The organism is Xanthomonas sp. XNM01, assembly GCF_014851915.1.
Classification (GTDB): Bacteria; Pseudomonadota; Gammaproteobacteria; order Xanthomonadales; family Xanthomonadaceae; genus Pseudoxanthomonas.
The window spans coordinates 1,427,187-1,442,829 of the sequence record NZ_JACVAP010000001.1 but is presented as its reverse complement, the minus strand read 5'-3'; the positions used below and the strand labels follow the sequence as shown (position 1 = coordinate 1,442,829).

The window sequence follows — 15,643 nt, the reverse complement described above, 5'->3', positions numbered from 1 at the left end:
CAATGCCGGAAGGAATCGCGTAGAATTGCCGCCTTTAACCGCTCCGGCGCATATCTGAGATCGCATGTCGAAAGACGATTCCATCGAATTCGAAGGCACTGTCGCCGAGACCTTGCCGAACACCACCTTCCGTGTCCGTCTCGAAAACGGCCATGAAATCATCGCGCACATCTCCGGGCGCATGCGGAAGAACTACATCCGCATCCTGACCGGCGACCGCGTCAAGGTCGAGATGACCCCGTACGACCTGACCAAGGGTCGTATCACCTATCGCATGAAGTAAGACTTCGGCGATCGCGAAAAAGGGCAGCCCAGGGCTGCCTTTTTCGTTTGCACGCGTCGGCGGTGACCGGCGCGCGGCCGTATCGGCTCCTGGTCGCCCGGCTCAGCGCCGCGCGCGCCGCTTCGCGCTGGCGAACTCCTCTGCGCCGATGGTTTCGACCCCGCGCACCATGCACGTATCGCGATCGGTCTTGATCCGTGCCCCGCTCGCACAGAGGCGGCCGGCGGTGCCGTCGCTCAGGATGGTCACCCGCGATGCGCTCGGCAGCGAGCCGCATTCGTTGCGCAGCAGGACCCGGTAGTGATCGTCACCATCGCGCAGCAGGAAGCTCTGGGTGCTCCCCGCGCGCACGATTTCGTGGCCTGCCGCCAGGTCCACGCAGCCTTCGAGCGAGGAAGCGGGTGATGCGGCATTCGCCGCGAAGGCGGATGCGAGCAGGGCGGTGGCGGAGCAGAGGCGCAGGATGTTCATGAGCGTGGTGGCGTGTCGGTCCGGATCGGACCGGCATCCACACTAGCGGCGCCGTTCCATGGGCGGACCTGCCTGTGGTGCCCATGACCACCCGCACCCTGCCGACGGTCACCCTGCCCTCCGGCTGTCCGCTGCCGGCGCCGTTTCTGCCGCGCACATGCGAAGGGCGCCCTTCGGCGCCCTTCGGTCTTCTCGTACCGTGGCCAGACCCGGCCTTACTCCACCGTCGCCGGCAGCAGCCGCTCCGGCTCGGCCTGGGTCTCGACGAAAAGCTCGCCGTCGACCACGTCGACATTGACCCGGCCGCCGTCGACCAGCTTGCCGAACAGCAGCTCGTCGGCAAGCGGACGCTTGATCCTGTCCTGGATCAGGCGCGCCATGGGGCGTGCACCCATCAGCGGATCGAAGCCGTGCTGGGCCAGCCAGTCGCGCGCGGTCGGCGACGCGGTGAGCGCGACGTGCTTCTCGTTGAGCAGCATCTCCAGTTCGATCAGGAACTTGTCGACCACGCGCAGGATGTGATCGAAGCCCAGCGGCTGGAACTGCACCACCGCATCCAGGCGGTTGCGGAACTCCGGGGTGAAGCTCTTGCGGATCACTTCCATCGCATCGGTGGAGTGGTCCTGGCGGGTGAAACCGATCGAGCGCCGCGAGGCCTGGGCCGCGCCGGCATTGGTGGTCATCACGATCACCACGTTCTTGAAGTTGGCCTCGCGCCCGTTGGTGTCGGTCAGCACGCCGCGGTCCATGACCTGCAGCAGGATGTTGAAGATGTCCGGGTGCGCCTTCTCGACCTCGTCCAGCAGCAGCACGCAGTGCGGCGTCTTGACGATCTTCTCGGTCAGCAGGCCGCCCTGGTCGAAGCCGACGTAGCCAGGAGGTGCGCCGATCAGGCGCGACACCGAGTGCGGCTCCATGTACTCGGACATGTCGAAGCGGACCAGTTCGATGCCCAGCTGCAGCGCGAGCTGCCGGGTGACTTCGGTCTTGCCGACGCCGGTCGGGCCGGCGAACAGGAAGTTGCCGATCGGCTTGTCCGGGTTGGCCAGGCCGCTGCGGGCCAGCTTGATCGCCGACGCCAGCGTCTCGATGGCTGGATTCTGGCCGAAGATCACCATCTTCAGGTTGCGCTCCAGATGCTGGAGCACGTCCTTGTCGGTGGCGCTGACCTGCTTGGCCGGAATACGCGCCATCTTGGCGATGATCGTCTCGATTTCCTCGATGTCGATCAGTTCCTTGCGCTGGTCTTCGGGCAGCAGGCGCTGGCGCGCGCCCGCCTCGTCGATCACGTCGATCGCCTTGTCGGGCAGCAGCCGGTCGGCGATGTGCTTGACCGACAGGTCCACGGCCGCCTGCAGCGCCTCGTCTGCGTAGGTCACGCCGTGATGGGCCTCGTACTTGGGCTTGAGGCCCTGCAGGATCTCGTAGGTCTCGCCCACGGTCGGCTCGACGATGTCGATCTTCTGGAAGCGCCGCGCCAGCGCACGGTCCTTCTCGAAGATGCCGCGGTACTCCTGGAACGTGGTCGAGCCGATGCAGCGCAGGTCGCCCGAGGCCAGCGCCGGCTTGATCAGGTTGGACGCGTCCATCGTGCCGCCCGAAGCCGAGCCGGCGCCGATGATGGTGTGGATCTCGTCGATGAACAGGATCGCGCCCGGATGCTTGCGGATCGCGGTCAGCACCGCCTTCAAGCGCTTCTCGAAATCGCCGCGGTACTTGGTGCCGGCCACCAGAGCGCCCAGGTCGAGCGAGTAGATCACCGCCTCGGCCAGCACCTCGGGCACCTCGCCGTCGACGATGCGCTTGGCCAGGCCCTCGGCGATCGCGGTCTTGCCCACGCCGGCCTCGCCGACGTACAGCGGGTTGTTCTTGCGCCGGCGGCACAGGACCTGGATGGTGCGCTCGATCTCGTCGCCACGACCGACCAGCGGGTCGATCCGGCCATTGCGGGCCTGCTCGTTGAGGTTGCTGGCGTACTCGGCCAGCGCGTCGGTGGACTTGGCCTCGCCTTCGCCACCCTCGGCCTTGCCCTCGCCGTCCTGCGACGGCGCTGCCCCCTCCTGGTCGTCGCCGAGCTTGGCGATGCCGTGCGAGAGGTAATTGACCACGTCCAGGCGGGTGACGTCCTGCTGGGTCAGGAAGTAGACCGCGTGCGAGTCCTTCTCGCCGAAGATCGCCACCAGCACGTTGGCGCCGGTGACTTCCTTCTTGCCGGAAGACTGCACGTGGTAGACGGCGCGCTGCAGCACGCGCTGGAAGCCGAGGGTCGGCTGGGTATCGCGACCGTCGTCTTCGGCCAGGCGCGACACCGAGGCGTCGATGGCCTGCTCCAGGTCGCTGCGCAGGCGCAGCGCATCGGCGCCGCAGGCCTTGAGCACGGCCTGGGCCGAGGGGTTGTCGAGCAGGGCCAGCAGCAGGTGCTCGACCGTCATGAACTCATGACGGGCTTCGCGGGCGCGCTTGTAGCACTGGCCGATGGTCTGTTCGAGGTCTTTGCTGAACATGGGGGGCTCCGGCAGCTGTTGCCAACAATATGCGGCCAGTCGTGAGGATTTCCACAAGACCAACGGATCGGAGCGTTCAGGCCGTGGAAAGGCGCCCAAGTCGTGCGGCGGGTTGGAGGCTCAGGCCTTTTCCATGGTGCACAGCAACGGATGCTGGTTCATCCGCGAGAACTCGTTGACCTGGGCCACCTTGGACTCGGCCACCTCGCGGGTGAACACCCCGCAGACCCCGCGGCCACGGGTATGGACGTGCAGCATCACCTGGGTGGCGCGCTCCATGTCCAGGGAAAAGAACTGCTGCAGGACCTCGACCACGAAGTCCATCGGCGTGTAGTCGTCGTTGAGCAGGACCACCTGGTACATCGGCGGCGGCGCGACTTCGGGCCGGCCGGCCTCGACCAGGAGGCCATGATCGTGTTCGTGCTGTGATTTGCGGGGCATGCGCCGATTATACGGATGGACGCCCCCGGACCGCTTGCCGGACAATGCGCGGATCGAATGCCACGGACCTGGAACCACGATGATCGCCCGCCTCGCCTGCGCCCTCCTGCTCGCCCTGCCCGGCCTCGCCATGGCCGCCGAACCCGACCACAAGATCGGCAAGCTGCTGGACGGACTGGGCTACGAGTACGAGGTCGACGAGGATGGCGACTACAAGCTGGTGATGGCGCTGGACGAGGGCCGGACGCAGCTGGTGTTCGTGCGCTCGCCGGTCGAGAGCTATGGCCAGCAGCGGGTGCGCGAGGTCTGGTCGCCGGCCTACAAGTCGCCGACGGCCTCGTTCCCGGCGGTGGTGGCCAACCGGCTGCTCGACGCCTCCAACCAGCTCAAGCTCGGCGCCTGGGTCAAGCAGGACCAGCACGCGGTGCTGGTGGTGAAGATCCCGGCCTCGGCCGACGCCAAGACCCTGGACGAGGCGATCACCGCCGCGGTCACCAGCGCCGACGAGATGGAACGCGAGCTGGCCGAGGATCCCGCCAGCGACGAGTACTGAGCAGATGGCGTCCGCCGCCGCCGGCCGCGCCTGGCATCCGGCCGTGACCGTGGCCACGGTGGTCGTGCGCGACGGCCGCCTGCTGGTCGTGGAAGAGCGGATCGACGGGCGCCTGGTGCTCAACCAGCCCGCCGGACACCTGGAGCCGGACGAGTCGCTGATCGAGGCGGCGGTGCGCGAAACCCGCGAGGAAACCGGCTGGGAGGTCCGCCCGACCGCCCTGGTCGGCATCTACCAGTGGGACGCCCCCGGCGGGCAGCAGTTCCTGCGCTTCGCATTCGCCGCCGAGCCGCTGTCGCACGATCCGGCGCAGCCGCTGGACACCGGCATCGAACGGGCGCTGTGGCTGACTCCGGGCGAGCTGGCCGGCGCCGGCCCGCGCCTGCGCAGTCCGCTGGTCTGGCGCGTGGCCGCCGATTTCCTGGCCGGCCGGCGGCATCCGCTCGGCCTGGTGGAACGGCTGGCATGAGCGCGCCGCGCATCGTCGTCGGCGTCTCCGGCGGCGTCGACTCCTCGGTCGCCGCCTGGCGGCTGGTGCAGGCCGGCGAATCGGTCGCCGGCCTGTTCATGCAGAACTGGGACGACGACGGCAGCGGCGACTGCCGCGCCGAGGACGACCGCCGCGACGCGGTGGCGGTCTGCGGCCGGCTCGGCATCCCGTTCCACTTCCGCGATTTCGCCGGCGAGTACTGGAAGGGCGTCTTCGAGCATTTCCTGGCCGAGTATGCGGCCGGGCGTACGCCCAATCCGGACGTGCTGTGCAACCGCGAGGTCAAGTTCAAGCACTTCCTCGACGCCGCACGCGCTCTGGGGGCCGAGCGCATCGCCACCGGCCACTACGCGCGTATCGGCCAGCGGGCCGGCCGCTGGCAGCTGCTGCGCGGCGCCGACCGCGACAAGGACCAGAGCTACTTCCTGCACCAGCTTGGTCAGGAGCAGCTGGCGGCCACGCTGTTTCCGATCGGCGACCTGCCCAAGCCCGAGGTCCGGCGCCTGGCCCGCGAGGCCGGCCTGCCGACCCATGCGAAGAAGGACTCGACCGGGATCTGCTTCATCGGCGAGCGCGACTTCCGCGACTTCCTCGGCCGCTATCTGCCGGCCCGCGCCGGCGAGATCCGCGACCCGGACGGCGTCCGCATCGGCGCGCACCCGGGCGTCTTCTACTTCACCCTCGGCCAGCGCGAAGGGCTCAACATCGGCGGCGTGCGCGGCCGCGCGGCCGCACCGTGGTACGTGGTCGGCAAGGACGTGGCCGGCAATATCCTCTACGTCGACCAGGACCGCGACAGCCCGCACCTGTTGTCGCGGCGGGTCGACACCGAGGCCATGCACTGGGTCGATGGCGGCCCGCCGGCCCGCACGTTCGTCTGCACCGCGCAGATCCGCTACCGCCAGCAGGACACGCCGTGCCGGGTCGAGGTCCGCGACGACGGCACCCTGCTGGTGCTGTTCGACCAGCACCAGCGGGCGGCGACGCCGGGCCAGTCGCTGGTGCTCTACGACGGCGACGCCTGCCTGGGTGGTGCGGTGATCGCGGCCACCGATGCGCCGCCGCCCGGCGGCTGAGACCGGCGCGGACGGTCCGGCAGGCCCGGCGCAGCGGGTAGAATGCCGCGATGAGCCATTCCTACGATGATCGCGTGCTGGCCCTGGCCGGCATCGCCCAGTCCCTGCAGCAGGTCCGCCGCATCGCCGAGAGCGGACAGTCCGAAACCGCCAGCGCCGCGCCGGTGCTCGACGCGGTGTTCCGCATCGATGCCGCCTCCGCGCAGGCCGTCTATGGCGGCAGTGCGTCGCTGGCGCCCGGCCTGCGCCTGCTGCGCGACTACTTCGGCAACCAGGCCGATCCGCTGCTGCCCAAGCTGGGACTGGCGACGATCCAGCTCGAGCGCCGCTTCAGTGGCGACGGCAACACGGTCCAGGCCGTCGCCAACGGTCTGGAGGAGCTCGCCCCGCGCGCGGCCGAGCTCGGCAGCACCCATCCCGACGTGCTGTCGGCGCTGGGCGGCCTCTACGCGGACACCATCAGCCACCTGCGTCCGCGGATCATGGTCCAGGGCAATCCGCACTACCTCGGCCAGGCCGGCGTGGTGTCGGAGATCCGGGCCCTGCTGCTGGCGGCGGTCCGTTCGGCGCTGCTGTGGCGGCAGCTGGGCGGCAGCCCGTGGCAGTTCCTGTTCGCGCGCCGGCAGATGGTCGACGCGATCGCCCGCCAGCTGGGCTGAGACGGCGGCGGACAAGTTCGCGAAAAGCGTTAAAGGAGGGACCAGGGCGGCCGATACCACGTTCGTGGTTACGCAGAGATCGCCCATGGACTCCCGCTTGTTCTTCCGCATGGCTGCACCTTTGGTGCTGACCCTCCTCACTCCCCTGGCCGTCGGGCTGGACTGGCCCGCCGCTGTGCGCTGGGCGGTCCTGATCACGATGATGCTCAGCTGGTTCGGCTTCGCCGCCTGGCTGTTGCTGCGGCCGGCCGCGTCGGCCCACTCGGCCGAGCACGTCAAGGTCCTGCGCGAGCAGGATCAATTGCTGACCGAGCTGCGCAGCTTCGTCGGCAAGGAAATCGACGGCTCGCGGCATGAAGTCGAGCGTGCCCGCGACCTGATCCGCCAGGCCGTGTCCGGCCTCGGTGCCAGCTTCGAGGCGATGAACCGCAAGTCGCGCCAGCAGAGCGGCGCGATGGCCCGGATCATCGCCGACCAGGATGGCGGTGGCGGCGTCGACGTCGCGCGCTTCGCCCAGCACGCCAGCCAGCGGATGGAACAGCTGGTCGAGGCGCTGGAGCAGGTCAGCGGCCAGAGCACCACGACCGTGCACCACATCGACCAGATGGCACAGCACCTGGACGGCATCTTCGCGCTGCTCGAGGACGTGAAGTCGATCGCCGACCAGACCAACCTGCTGGCGCTGAACGCGGCCATCGAAGCGGCTCGTGCCGGCGAGGCGGGTCGCGGCTTCGCGGTGGTCGCCGACGAGGTGCGCAACCTGTCCGAGCGCTCCACGACCTTCAACGAGCAGATCCGCAAGCTGGCGCACAGCTCCAAGGACGCCATCGCCAAGGTCCGCGAGACGGTCACCCAGATGGCCTCGCGCGACATGGACCGCTCGCGGGAAGCGCGTGCCGAGGCGGCGGCGATGCTGCAGAACGTCGCGGCGATCAACAGCTCGCTCGGCGACGGCATGCGCGAGATCTCCGAGTGCGGCCGCGCGATCGACGGCAGCGTGGCCGAGGCGGTGCGCGCCCTGCAGTTCGAGGACATCGCCACCCAGGCCCTGGGCGGCGCCCATGTCCATCTGGACCGCCTGGACGCGATCAACCGCGAAGCGGTCTCGCTGCAGGAACTGGTGCACCGGAGCAACGGCGTCTACGACGAAGAGATGATCCGTGCCCTGCAGCGCCTGGGCCAGCGCATCCGCGACCTGCGCAGCGAGTGGGAAACCCCGCCGCACAAGCCGGTCAGCCAGCAGAACATGGGCGCCGGCACGGTCGAGCTGTTCTGATCCTGCACGGCCCGACGCGTCCGGCTGCATGCCCAAGTCCCTGTTGACCGACCTCATCGTGCCCCGGCCCATGGCCGGGGCCTGCGTCTCCGGCGATCCGGAGCGCGATGCCTTCGAGGCGTCCTACGATGTGGGTCCTCCATCTCCGCCCGCCCGGGTCGAGCATCCCGCGTTGACCCGGCTCGAACAGCTGGCACGCGAAGAACTGGCCGCGCTGACCGCGGTGACCGTCCCCGACCAACGCGATCTGCTCGAGATCTGTCTGGGCTGGGACCTGGCGCAATCCGGCGAACCGCTGTCCGGCGGAGATCCTGCAGCCGCCGACGGCACGACGCACGAAGCCTGAGCGCCAGTTCATCCGTCCATCTGCAGCGGCCGATGCGCCCGGCGACCGACGCGCATCGCGCGTGATGTCCGCCATCGCGTGATCCTGCCTTCGTCGCGCGGCCCCGGTGACGCAGCCCGTGCCTCGGATGCTCTGCAGGACGGGGGAACCCTGCGCGACCCGCTGCCAGTGCCGTCGATTCGCGGCGCCGTCATTCCCCGCCGGCCCACGACAGGCGGATCTTGCCGACCGATGCCCTCGGCGGCGCGTGGCGTGCCGGCTCCTGACGGCTTGAGCTTCCAGGCTGACAGCGCCAGCGGTGCCCGCAGCCCTCCATCGCCGGCGATGCCACTGCCAGGTGCGTCCCGGGTCGGGCGACCCGCGGGCAGCGGAGTCGCGGCACCGTGCTTCGGCGGATGGTGGGGCATCGGCGCGGGTGCCGGGCTCCGGCACCTGGCCTGCCCGGCCGTCGGCGCCATCGCTGCGGCAGATGGACCCGTACCGACCGTGCCCGCTGCCAGGCAGGTCCCGCCAGCAGGCATGCGGCATCCCTATGCTGCGCGTGGCTCGCTGCAGCCCGGCAGCGACACGACCTGTCGGGTTTCTGGGCGGGACAGGCCAGGCCACCGGGACCCTCGGCGACGCGATCGACCCATGCTCACGATGCCGCCGCCGGTGGCATCCCTGCCAGTGCGTTCAGCGATCACGGTGCTCCCCTGCCCTGCGCCTTGATGGCAGGACGTGGGGGGCCAGGTCGATTCGATTGCGTGTGTTCCCCGTCGCCGGCGATGGAACCGGCAGGCGCCGCTCAGGGCGTGCGCCGCGCGTCGCGGATCTGCGGCGTGCGCACGGCAGGGCGGTCGTCGCGGGCGCGCAGCCACTGCGCCAGTTCGCGCGGGGGCAGCGGCCGGGTGTGCACGTAGCCCTGGACCTCGTCGCATCCCCAGAGCTTGAGCTGGGCGTGTTCGGCCGAGGTTTCCACGCCTTCGGCCACCACCCGCATCCCCAGCGCATGGCCGAGGTGGATGATGGCCTGGGTGACCTCGCCGGCGCAGGTGTCGCGCAGCATGTCGACCACGAAGCTGCGGTCGATCTTGAGCCGCTGCACCGGGAAGCGGTTCAGATAGTGCAGGTTCGAGAAGCCGGTGCCGAAGTCATCCACGGCCAGCTGTACGCCGTGTCGTTCGAACACCTGGAAGCAGTGGCGCAGGTTGTCGCTGTCCAGGATCAGCGCCGATTCGGTCAGCTCCAGTTCCAGCCGGCTGGGCGGCCAGCCGGCACGCTGGCACAGCGAGACCACGCGCTCGGCGAAGCCGCGATCGCGCAGCTGCACGCCGGACACGTTGATCGCGATGCGGCCGAACTCCAGGCCGGCCGCATGCCAGGCCACGGCCTGCCGGCACGCTTCGGCGATGACCCACTCGCCGAGGCGCACGATCTCGCCGCAATGTTCGGCGATGGGCACGAATTCGCCGGGATGGCAGGCGCCCAGGCCGGGGTGCTGCCAGCGCACCAGCGCCTCGATGCCGGGTGGATGGTCGTCGCGGATCGCGATCTGCGGCTGGTAGACCAGCGAGAACTCCTCGCGCTCGAGCGCGCCACGCAGCGCATGCTCGATCTCGAGCCGGCGCCGCGTATGCCGCCGGATCTCCTCGTTGTGCAGCTGGACGGTGTTGCGCCCGAGCTCGCGCGCGGCCCGCAACGCGGCATGGGCCGCGCGCAGCAGGTCGTCGAAGCCGGGGCCGTCGCTGGCCAGCATCGCGATGCCGACGCTGGCGCCCACCCGCAGGGTCTCGTTGCCGAACTGCAGCGGCTCGGTCAGCGCTTCGACCAGGCGCCGGGCGCTGTCGGCGGCGACGCCGGGCGACATCGGGCCACGCAGCATCACCATGAACTCGTCGCCGCCGAGCCGGCCGAACAGGTCGTTCACCCCGAGGCTGTGGTGCAGGCGACCGGCGACCGCCTTGAGGATCGCGTCGCCGGCGGCATGGCCGTAGGTGTCGTTGATCGTCTTGAAGCCGTCCAGGTCCACCAGCAGCAGGGCGATCTCCTCGCCGGAGGCGCTGCCTTCGATCGCCTGCTCGGCCTGCTCGCGCAGCAGGAAGCGGTTCGGCAGGCCGGTGAGCAGGTCGTAGTGCGAGAGCAGTTCGATCCGCTCGCTGGTCTCGCGCTCGTGGGTGATGTCGCGGTACAGCGCGACGATGCGTGCCGGCAGGCCGACCCGCGTGTCCAGCTCGATCAGGACCTGGACCCAGACCCGCTGTCCGCTGCGCCGGTAGAAGCACAGTTCCAGCTGTTCGGGCGTCGCCCCTTCGGCCAGCCGCGCCAGCGCCTGCTCGAACGCCTCGCGCGATTCGCGCGTGTACAGCGCCAGGGCCTCGTCGAGGGTGACCGGCCCGGGCGGCAGGCCATGGATCCGGTAGCACTCTTCGGTCCACTGCATGCGCCGGGTGCCCGGCTCGATCTCGCAGCCGCCGATGTGGCCCAGCGCCGAGATCCGGTTGAGCAGTTCGTTGCGCCAGCTCAGCAGCGCGTCGGCGCGGCGCTGGGCGGTGACGTCCTGGACCTGGCCCAGCACGCGGACGATGCGGCCGCCGTCGTCCAGCTGCGGGCGCGCCCAGACCTGCAGCTGCAGCGGGTCGCCGCGGTGGTCGTGGATGCCGACCTCGAAGCGCAGCGGTTGCCCGTCGCTGCGCATGCGGCGCCACGACTTGCGCAGCTCGGCCACCGCGCTGCGCGGCAGGCGCCGCAGCCAGGCGCGCGCCGAGTCGCGGTTGCGCGGCGCATGTCCGGTCATCCGGTACAGGTCGCGCGACCACCAGCCGCTGTCTTCGTAGGGGTCCCAGGAAAACGGCGCCATGCCGGCCAGCCGCTGGATCTCCTCCAGCAGCGCCTGCTGTTCGCGCAGGCGGGTTTCCAGCTGCTTCTGCTCGTCGATCCCGGTGTGGGTGCCGACCATCCGCAGCGGCCGTCCATCGGCCGACCAGGCCACCACCCGGCCGCTGTCGCGGACCCAGCGCCAGCTGCCGTCCCGGTGACGCAGCCGGTGTTCGCAGGCGTAGGAATCGGTGCGCCCTTCCAGATGCAGCCGGATGCTGTCGCGGACCCGGACCACGTCGTCGGGATGGACCAGAGCCAGGGCCGCTTCCAGCCCGTACTCGGACACCGTGTCGGCGGTGTGGCCGAGCATGGCCAGCCAGGTCTCCGAGCGGAAGATCCGGTTGCTGGCGATGTCCCAGTCCCACAGACCGTGGCCGGCGCTGTCCAGCGCCACCTGCCAGCGGCTGGCGCCTTCCGGATCGGGCACGCTCAGGGTGTAGGCCAGCACGCCTCCGTCCGGTGCGCGCACCGCACGCAGCCAGCCGTCCAGGCGCCGCCCGGGGCCGGGCAGGCTGCAGGCCACCGCGTTGCGCGCTTCGCTGTCCAGGCCGCGGCGCAGGTCCTGCAGCAGCGGCGCATAGAGCGCCACGGCCTGCGGCAGCGCCAGCGCCTGTGCGGCCGGATTGGCCGCCAGGGCATGACCGTCCGCATCCAGGACCAGCAGCGCACTGTTGATCGGGTGTTGCAGCAGGCTGGCGATTGCACCCGGATCCACGCGTTGCGCTCCATGACACCGATGCCCACGAGGGGCGTCACGGGGTTAGCGGCCGCTCACGGCGGATGTTGAGGGCGGTGCCGCAGGCTATGCTGGGGCCTTGTCGCAGGACGGGGTCACGATGCATCAGCCAGGCCAGACCGGACCGGACCGCCGGGATGGGCAGCGGGACGCCGCCGCGCACCGTATCGAGCGTGCCAGCAGCTGGCGCATCCCGCTGCTCTACCTGATCCTCGGCGTGGTCTGGATCGTCTTCAGCGACCGCGCCCTGGGGATGCTGATCGACGATCCGGCGATCCTGACCCGGGTGCAGACCTTCAAGGGCGCGTTCTACGTCCTGGCCACCGCTGCCCTGCTGCATCTGCTGCTGAAGCCGATGATCGGCCGCCTGCTCTCCTCCCAGCAGCGGCTGCTGGAATCGGAGAACCGCTATCGCGAGCTCTTCGAGGGCAATCCCAGCCCGATGCTGGTCTACGACCTGGAAACCCTGCGGATCGTCGACGCCAACGCCGAGGCCAGCGCGTTCCTGGGCTGGCCGCGCGGCGAGCTGCTGGGCATGGAAGCGGCGATGCTGTGGCCGCCGGAGGACGTGGGCATCTTCCAGGGGCACGTCGAGGCGGTGCGGCGCGCGCCCGGGCAGACCTACCGCTGGCTGGAGCGTCTGCGGACCAGCGATGGGAGCACCCGCGACGTGGAAATGCGCAGTTCGGACCTGGCCCGCGGCGATGGGCCGCACCGGCTGGTGGTGCTGGCCGACCGCACCGCCGAGCTGCGCGCCCAGCGCGCCCGCGAACAGATCACCGCGCGTCTGCAGGAGGCGCAGCGGATCGCCAGCCTCGGCTCGTGGGAGCTGGACCTGCGTACCCGTCGCGGCCGGTTCTGCGAGATCTTCCAGTCGCTGCTGGGACACGCGGCCCATGACGAGCGGTCGCAGCCGCTGCAGGAGATGCTGGTCGCCGCCGACAGCGTGAGCCAGCAGCGCCTGGACCAGTTGCTGGACGATCTGGGCGCGGGCCTGCTGCAGCGGATCGACGTGCTGCTGCCCTTCATCGACCTGCGCGGCAACGAGCGCCTGCTGCGGTTGCGGGCCCAGCTGCAGGCCGGCGACGGCAACCTGCCGGTGCTGCGCGGCACCGCCCAGGACGTGACCGAGGAGGAGCAGACCCGGCGTCTGCTGGACGAGCGCGAGCAGCAGTTCAAGGAGCTGATGCGGATCCTGCCTGACGGCGTGATGATCGTCTCCGAGGGCCGCATCTTCTACGCCAATCCTGCCTGCGGGGCGATGTTCGGGCGTCGTCCCGAGGCGCTGCTGGGCGACGCGCTGGCCGACCTGGTCGAGCCCGCATCGCAGCCGGCGCTGCAACGCGCCCTGGCGGGGGACGGTATCGAGCAGGACGCTTCGCCGTGGATGCGCCGCGAGGACGACAGCCGCTTCCGCGCTGCGCTGTCGGTCAGCGATGCCCGCTATGGTGGCCAGGACTGCAAGCTGCTGGTGGTCCGCGACCTGACCGAGCCCGAGCGCATGCGCGACGCGCTGGCCGCCGGCAACCGCGAACTGCAGGCGATGGCCCAGCGGCTGTTCTCCGCCCAGGAGGACGAGCGTCGTGCGATCTCGCGCGAGCTGCACGACGACGTGGGCCAGGCGATCACCGCGATCAAGCTCGCCGCCCACGCCGCGCTGTCGGAGGACGACGCCGCCCTGCGTGTGGCCGATCTGGCCGACATCGCCGCCACCGCCGACACCACCCTGGAGAAGCTGCGCAACCTGTCGATGCTACTGCGGCCGCCGCAGCTGGACGCGCTCGGGTTGGAGGCGGCACTGCGCTGGCACGCGGGCGTGGTGTTCCGCAGCGTCGAGGTCGAGCTGGACCTGGCGATCGAGCGCCTGGATGCGCGTCCGGACCGGGTCATCGAACAGGCCTGCTTCCGGATCGCGCAGGAGGCGCTGACCAACGTGCTGCGCCACGCCGGCGCCACCCGGGTGCGGCTGGCGCTGCGCGAGGACGGGCACGATGGACTGGAGCTGAGCGTGTCCGACGATGGCCGCGGCTTCGATCCGGCCGCCGCACGTGGGCTGGGTCTGGCGATCATGCGCGAGCGCGCACTCGGCGCCGGTGGCGGGCTGCAGATCGAGACCGGGCCGCAGGCCGGCACGCGGTTGCTGGTGCGCCTGCCGCACCGGGCTCCCGCGCTCGACGGCAAGGGGGCTCCGGCATGATGGCCATCGTGTCGTCCTCGCCGGATGCACCGGCGCCGGCGCGCCTGGGCGCGGGCCATCCGGCGCTGGCGGAGATGGCGGCCGCGGCGCTGGCCGCGAACGCATCGCTGGTGGTGCTGCACGTGGATGTGGACCACTTCGCCTCGGTCAACGAGAACATGAGCGTGGCCGTCGGCGACATGGCGCTGGAACTGCTGGCGCGGAGGCTGGAGGCGCGTCTGGCCGGGCGCGGCCGGGTCTGGCGGCATGGCAGCGACGAGTTCGTCGCGGTCGTCGGCCCGGTCGAGGGCGAACTCGACCCCGAGGCGCTGGCCGCCGAGCTGCAGCGCGAGGTCGAACTGCCGCTCGGCGTGCTGCCCTACACCCTGTTCCTGTCGGCCAAGGTCGGCATCAGCGTGTGCCCGCAGCACGGGTCGGACATCGACACCCTGCTCCACCTGGCCGAGATCGCATCGCGGCAGGCCGGCCACAGCGACGACCGGATCCAGCTCTATGGCAGCCGGACCTTGGACAACGTCCACAGCGAGAGCGTGATCGCGCGGCAGATCGTCGATGCGATCCCCAATGGTGAGCTGCGTCTGCGCTTCCAGCCGGAAATCAGCGCCCGCGATGGCCGCGTGGTCGGCATGGAGGCGCTGCTGCGCTGGCAGTCGCCGACGCTGGGCATGCTGGTGCCCGAGCGGTTCATGCCGATCGCCGAGCGCCTGGGCGTGATCGTGCAGATCGGCGCCTGGGTACTGGAGCACGCGATCGCGCAGATGCGCCTGTGGCGCGAGCAGGGCTTCGACGACCTGTTCGTCGCGGTCAACGTCTCCACGCTGCAACTGCTGCGGCCGGGCTTCCCCGACGAGCTGCTCGGCATGCTGCGCGACGCCAACGTGCCCCCCGAAAGCCTGGTGCTGGAGATCAACGAGAGCGCGCTGGCGGCCAACTTCGCGCCGGTCTACGAGGGCCTGGTCATCCTGCGCCGGGAGGGCGTCGGGCTGGCGCTGGACAACTTCGGCACCGGCGACTCCAGCCTGAGCGCGCTGGTGCGCTATCCGGTCGACATGCTCAAGATCGACCGCAGTTTCATCCGCAGCGCGCCGGCCGGCGAGCGCGAGAGCGCGATCGTGCGCGCGATCATCGCGATGGGCCACCAGCTGAACATGAAAGTGATCGCCAACGGCGTGGAAAGCGAAGCCCAGCTCGGTTACCTGCGGCGCAGCGACTGCGACGTGTTCCAGGGCTATCTGTTCGGCGAACCGGTCCCGGCCGACACCGCCGGCATGACCCTGCGCCGGCGCTATCTGCGCCCCGAGCTGTTCGCGGCCAGCAAGGAGGACCGCACCCTGCTGCTGCTGGACGACGAGGAGAACGTGCTGCGCTCGCTGGTGCGCCTGTTCCGCCGCGACGGTTACCGCATCCTCGCGGCGGGCAACGTGCGCGACGCCTTCGACCTGCTGGCGACCAACGACGTGCAGGTGATCCTGTCCGACCAGCGCATGTCGGACATGAGCGGGACCGAGTTCCTGGGTCGGGTGAAGATGCTGTACCCGGCGACGGTGCGGATGGTGCTGTCGGGCTACACCGATCTGGCGACGGTGACCGACGCGATCAACCGCGGCGCGATCTACCGGTTCCTGACCAAGCCGTGGAACGACGACGAACTGCGCGAGCACATCCGGCAGGCGTTCCGGACCCACCAGGAACAGCATCCGCCGCGCTGACGGCGGACGCGCGACAAGGCTGCGCCGCCGGGGCGCGATGCGC

At 70.2% G+C, this 15,643-nt stretch carries 13 protein-coding genes; 9 read left to right on the top strand and 4 right to left on the bottom strand.

Going from position 1 to position 15,643, the window contains the following annotated elements; genetic code table 11:
* Nucleotides 1-64: 64 nt before the first annotated feature.
* A complete protein-coding gene (gene infA, locus IB242_RS06555) occupies nt 65-283 on the top strand; it encodes a translation initiation factor IF-1 (RefSeq protein ID WP_192277199.1) in 219 nt (72 codons plus the stop codon).
* Nucleotides 284-385: 102 nt separating this feature from the next.
* Here the strand turns inward: infA and IB242_RS06550 are convergent, their stop codons facing one another.
* The 3 genes from IB242_RS06550 to clpS form a co-directional block, all read right to left on the bottom strand.
* Nucleotides 386-754 (bottom strand): hypothetical protein, encoded by a 369-nt coding sequence (locus tag IB242_RS06550; RefSeq protein WP_192277197.1) that lies wholly within the window; start codon nt 752-754, stop codon nt 386-388.
* A gap of 215 nt (nt 755-969) precedes the next feature.
* A complete protein-coding gene (gene clpA / locus IB242_RS06545; protein ID WP_192277195.1) occupies nt 970-3,258 on the bottom strand; it encodes an ATP-dependent Clp protease ATP-binding subunit ClpA in 2,289 nt (762 codons plus the stop codon).
* 120 nt (nt 3,259-3,378) lie between these two features.
* Nucleotides 3,379-3,699, bottom strand: coding sequence for an ATP-dependent Clp protease adapter ClpS (clpS, locus tag IB242_RS06540; protein WP_192277193.1), 321 nt, complete (start codon nt 3,697-3,699; stop codon nt 3,379-3,381).
* A gap of 79 nt (nt 3,700-3,778) precedes the next feature.
* Between clpS and IB242_RS06535 the strand changes: the two genes are divergently transcribed.
* From IB242_RS06535 to IB242_RS06510, 6 genes are all read left to right on the top strand, one after another.
* The gene (locus tag IB242_RS06535) at nt 3,779-4,252 is read left to right on the top strand and encodes a YbjN domain-containing protein (RefSeq protein ID WP_192277191.1); all 474 of its coding nucleotides are present in this window, start codon (nt 3,779-3,781) and stop codon (nt 4,250-4,252) included.
* A 4-nt stretch (nt 4,253-4,256) separates the two neighbouring features.
* A complete protein-coding gene (locus IB242_RS06530) occupies nt 4,257-4,721 on the top strand; it encodes an NUDIX hydrolase (protein ID WP_192277188.1) in 465 nt (154 codons plus the stop codon).
* Nucleotides 4,718-5,818, top strand: coding sequence for a tRNA 2-thiouridine(34) synthase MnmA (gene mnmA / locus IB242_RS06525; protein ID WP_192277186.1), 1,101 nt, complete (start codon nt 4,718-4,720; stop codon nt 5,816-5,818). Before IB242_RS06530 ends, mnmA begins: the two co-directional genes overlap by 4 nt.
* Before the next feature lie 50 nt (nt 5,819-5,868).
* Nucleotides 5,869-6,477, top strand: a complete 609-nt coding sequence (gene hflD / locus IB242_RS06520) for a high frequency lysogenization protein HflD (protein WP_192277184.1) — start codon at nt 5,869-5,871, stop codon at nt 6,475-6,477.
* Nucleotides 6,478-6,562: 85 nt separating this feature from the next.
* Entirely contained in the window at nt 6,563-7,753 is a 1,191-nt protein-coding gene (locus tag IB242_RS06515) for a methyl-accepting chemotaxis protein (protein ID WP_192277182.1), read from the top strand.
* A 28-nt stretch (nt 7,754-7,781) separates the two neighbouring features.
* A complete protein-coding gene (locus IB242_RS06510; protein WP_192277180.1) occupies nt 7,782-8,099 on the top strand; it encodes a hypothetical protein in 318 nt (105 codons plus the stop codon).
* Between the two features lie 787 nt (nt 8,100-8,886).
* Here the strand turns inward: IB242_RS06510 and IB242_RS06505 are convergent.
* Nucleotides 8,887-11,673: an EAL domain-containing protein gene (locus IB242_RS06505; protein WP_192277178.1), complete on the bottom strand. Its 2,787-nt coding sequence runs from the start codon at nt 11,671-11,673 to the stop codon at nt 8,887-8,889.
* A 121-nt stretch (nt 11,674-11,794) separates the two neighbouring features.
* Here IB242_RS06505 and IB242_RS06500 point away from each other — a divergent pair, with 121 nt between their 5' ends.
* Together IB242_RS06500 and IB242_RS06495 are read left to right on the top strand one after the other, a co-directional pair.
* A complete protein-coding gene (locus IB242_RS06500) occupies nt 11,795-13,891 on the top strand; it encodes a PAS domain S-box protein (RefSeq protein ID WP_192277176.1) in 2,097 nt (698 codons plus the stop codon).
* A complete protein-coding gene (locus tag IB242_RS06495) occupies nt 13,888-15,600 on the top strand; it encodes an EAL domain-containing protein (RefSeq protein WP_192277174.1) in 1,713 nt (570 codons plus the stop codon). The genes IB242_RS06500 and IB242_RS06495 overlap by 4 nt, the downstream gene beginning before the upstream one ends.
* The last annotated feature ends 43 nt before the right edge of the window (nt 15,601-15,643 follow it).

Bases quoted from the DNA above. Each gene is read 5' to 3' on its own strand.
- infA (WP_192277199.1), top strand. From the start codon at position 65: ATGTCGAAAGACGATTCCATCGAATTCGAAGGCACTGTCGCCGAGACC.
- IB242_RS06550 (WP_192277197.1), bottom strand. From the start codon at position 754: ATGAACATCCTGCGCCTCTGCTCCGCCACCGCCCTGCTCGCATCCGCC.
- clpA (WP_192277195.1), bottom strand. From the start codon at position 3,258: ATGTTCAGCAAAGACCTCGAACAGACCATCGGCCAGTGCTACAAGCGC.
- clpS (WP_192277193.1), bottom strand. From the start codon at position 3,699: ATGCCCCGCAAATCACAGCACGAACACGATCATGGCCTCCTGGTCGAG.
- IB242_RS06535 (WP_192277191.1), top strand. From the start codon at position 3,779: ATGATCGCCCGCCTCGCCTGCGCCCTCCTGCTCGCCCTGCCCGGCCTC.
- IB242_RS06530 (WP_192277188.1), top strand. From the start codon at position 4,257: ATGGCGTCCGCCGCCGCCGGCCGCGCCTGGCATCCGGCCGTGACCGTG.
- mnmA (WP_192277186.1), top strand. From the start codon at position 4,718: ATGAGCGCGCCGCGCATCGTCGTCGGCGTCTCCGGCGGCGTCGACTCC.
- hflD (WP_192277184.1), top strand. From the start codon at position 5,869: ATGAGCCATTCCTACGATGATCGCGTGCTGGCCCTGGCCGGCATCGCC.
- IB242_RS06515 (WP_192277182.1), top strand. From the start codon at position 6,563: ATGGACTCCCGCTTGTTCTTCCGCATGGCTGCACCTTTGGTGCTGACC.
- IB242_RS06510 (WP_192277180.1), top strand. From the start codon at position 7,782: ATGCCCAAGTCCCTGTTGACCGACCTCATCGTGCCCCGGCCCATGGCC.
- IB242_RS06500 (WP_192277176.1), top strand. From the start codon at position 11,795: ATGCATCAGCCAGGCCAGACCGGACCGGACCGCCGGGATGGGCAGCGG.
- IB242_RS06495 (WP_192277174.1), top strand. From the start codon at position 13,888: ATGATGGCCATCGTGTCGTCCTCGCCGGATGCACCGGCGCCGGCGCGC.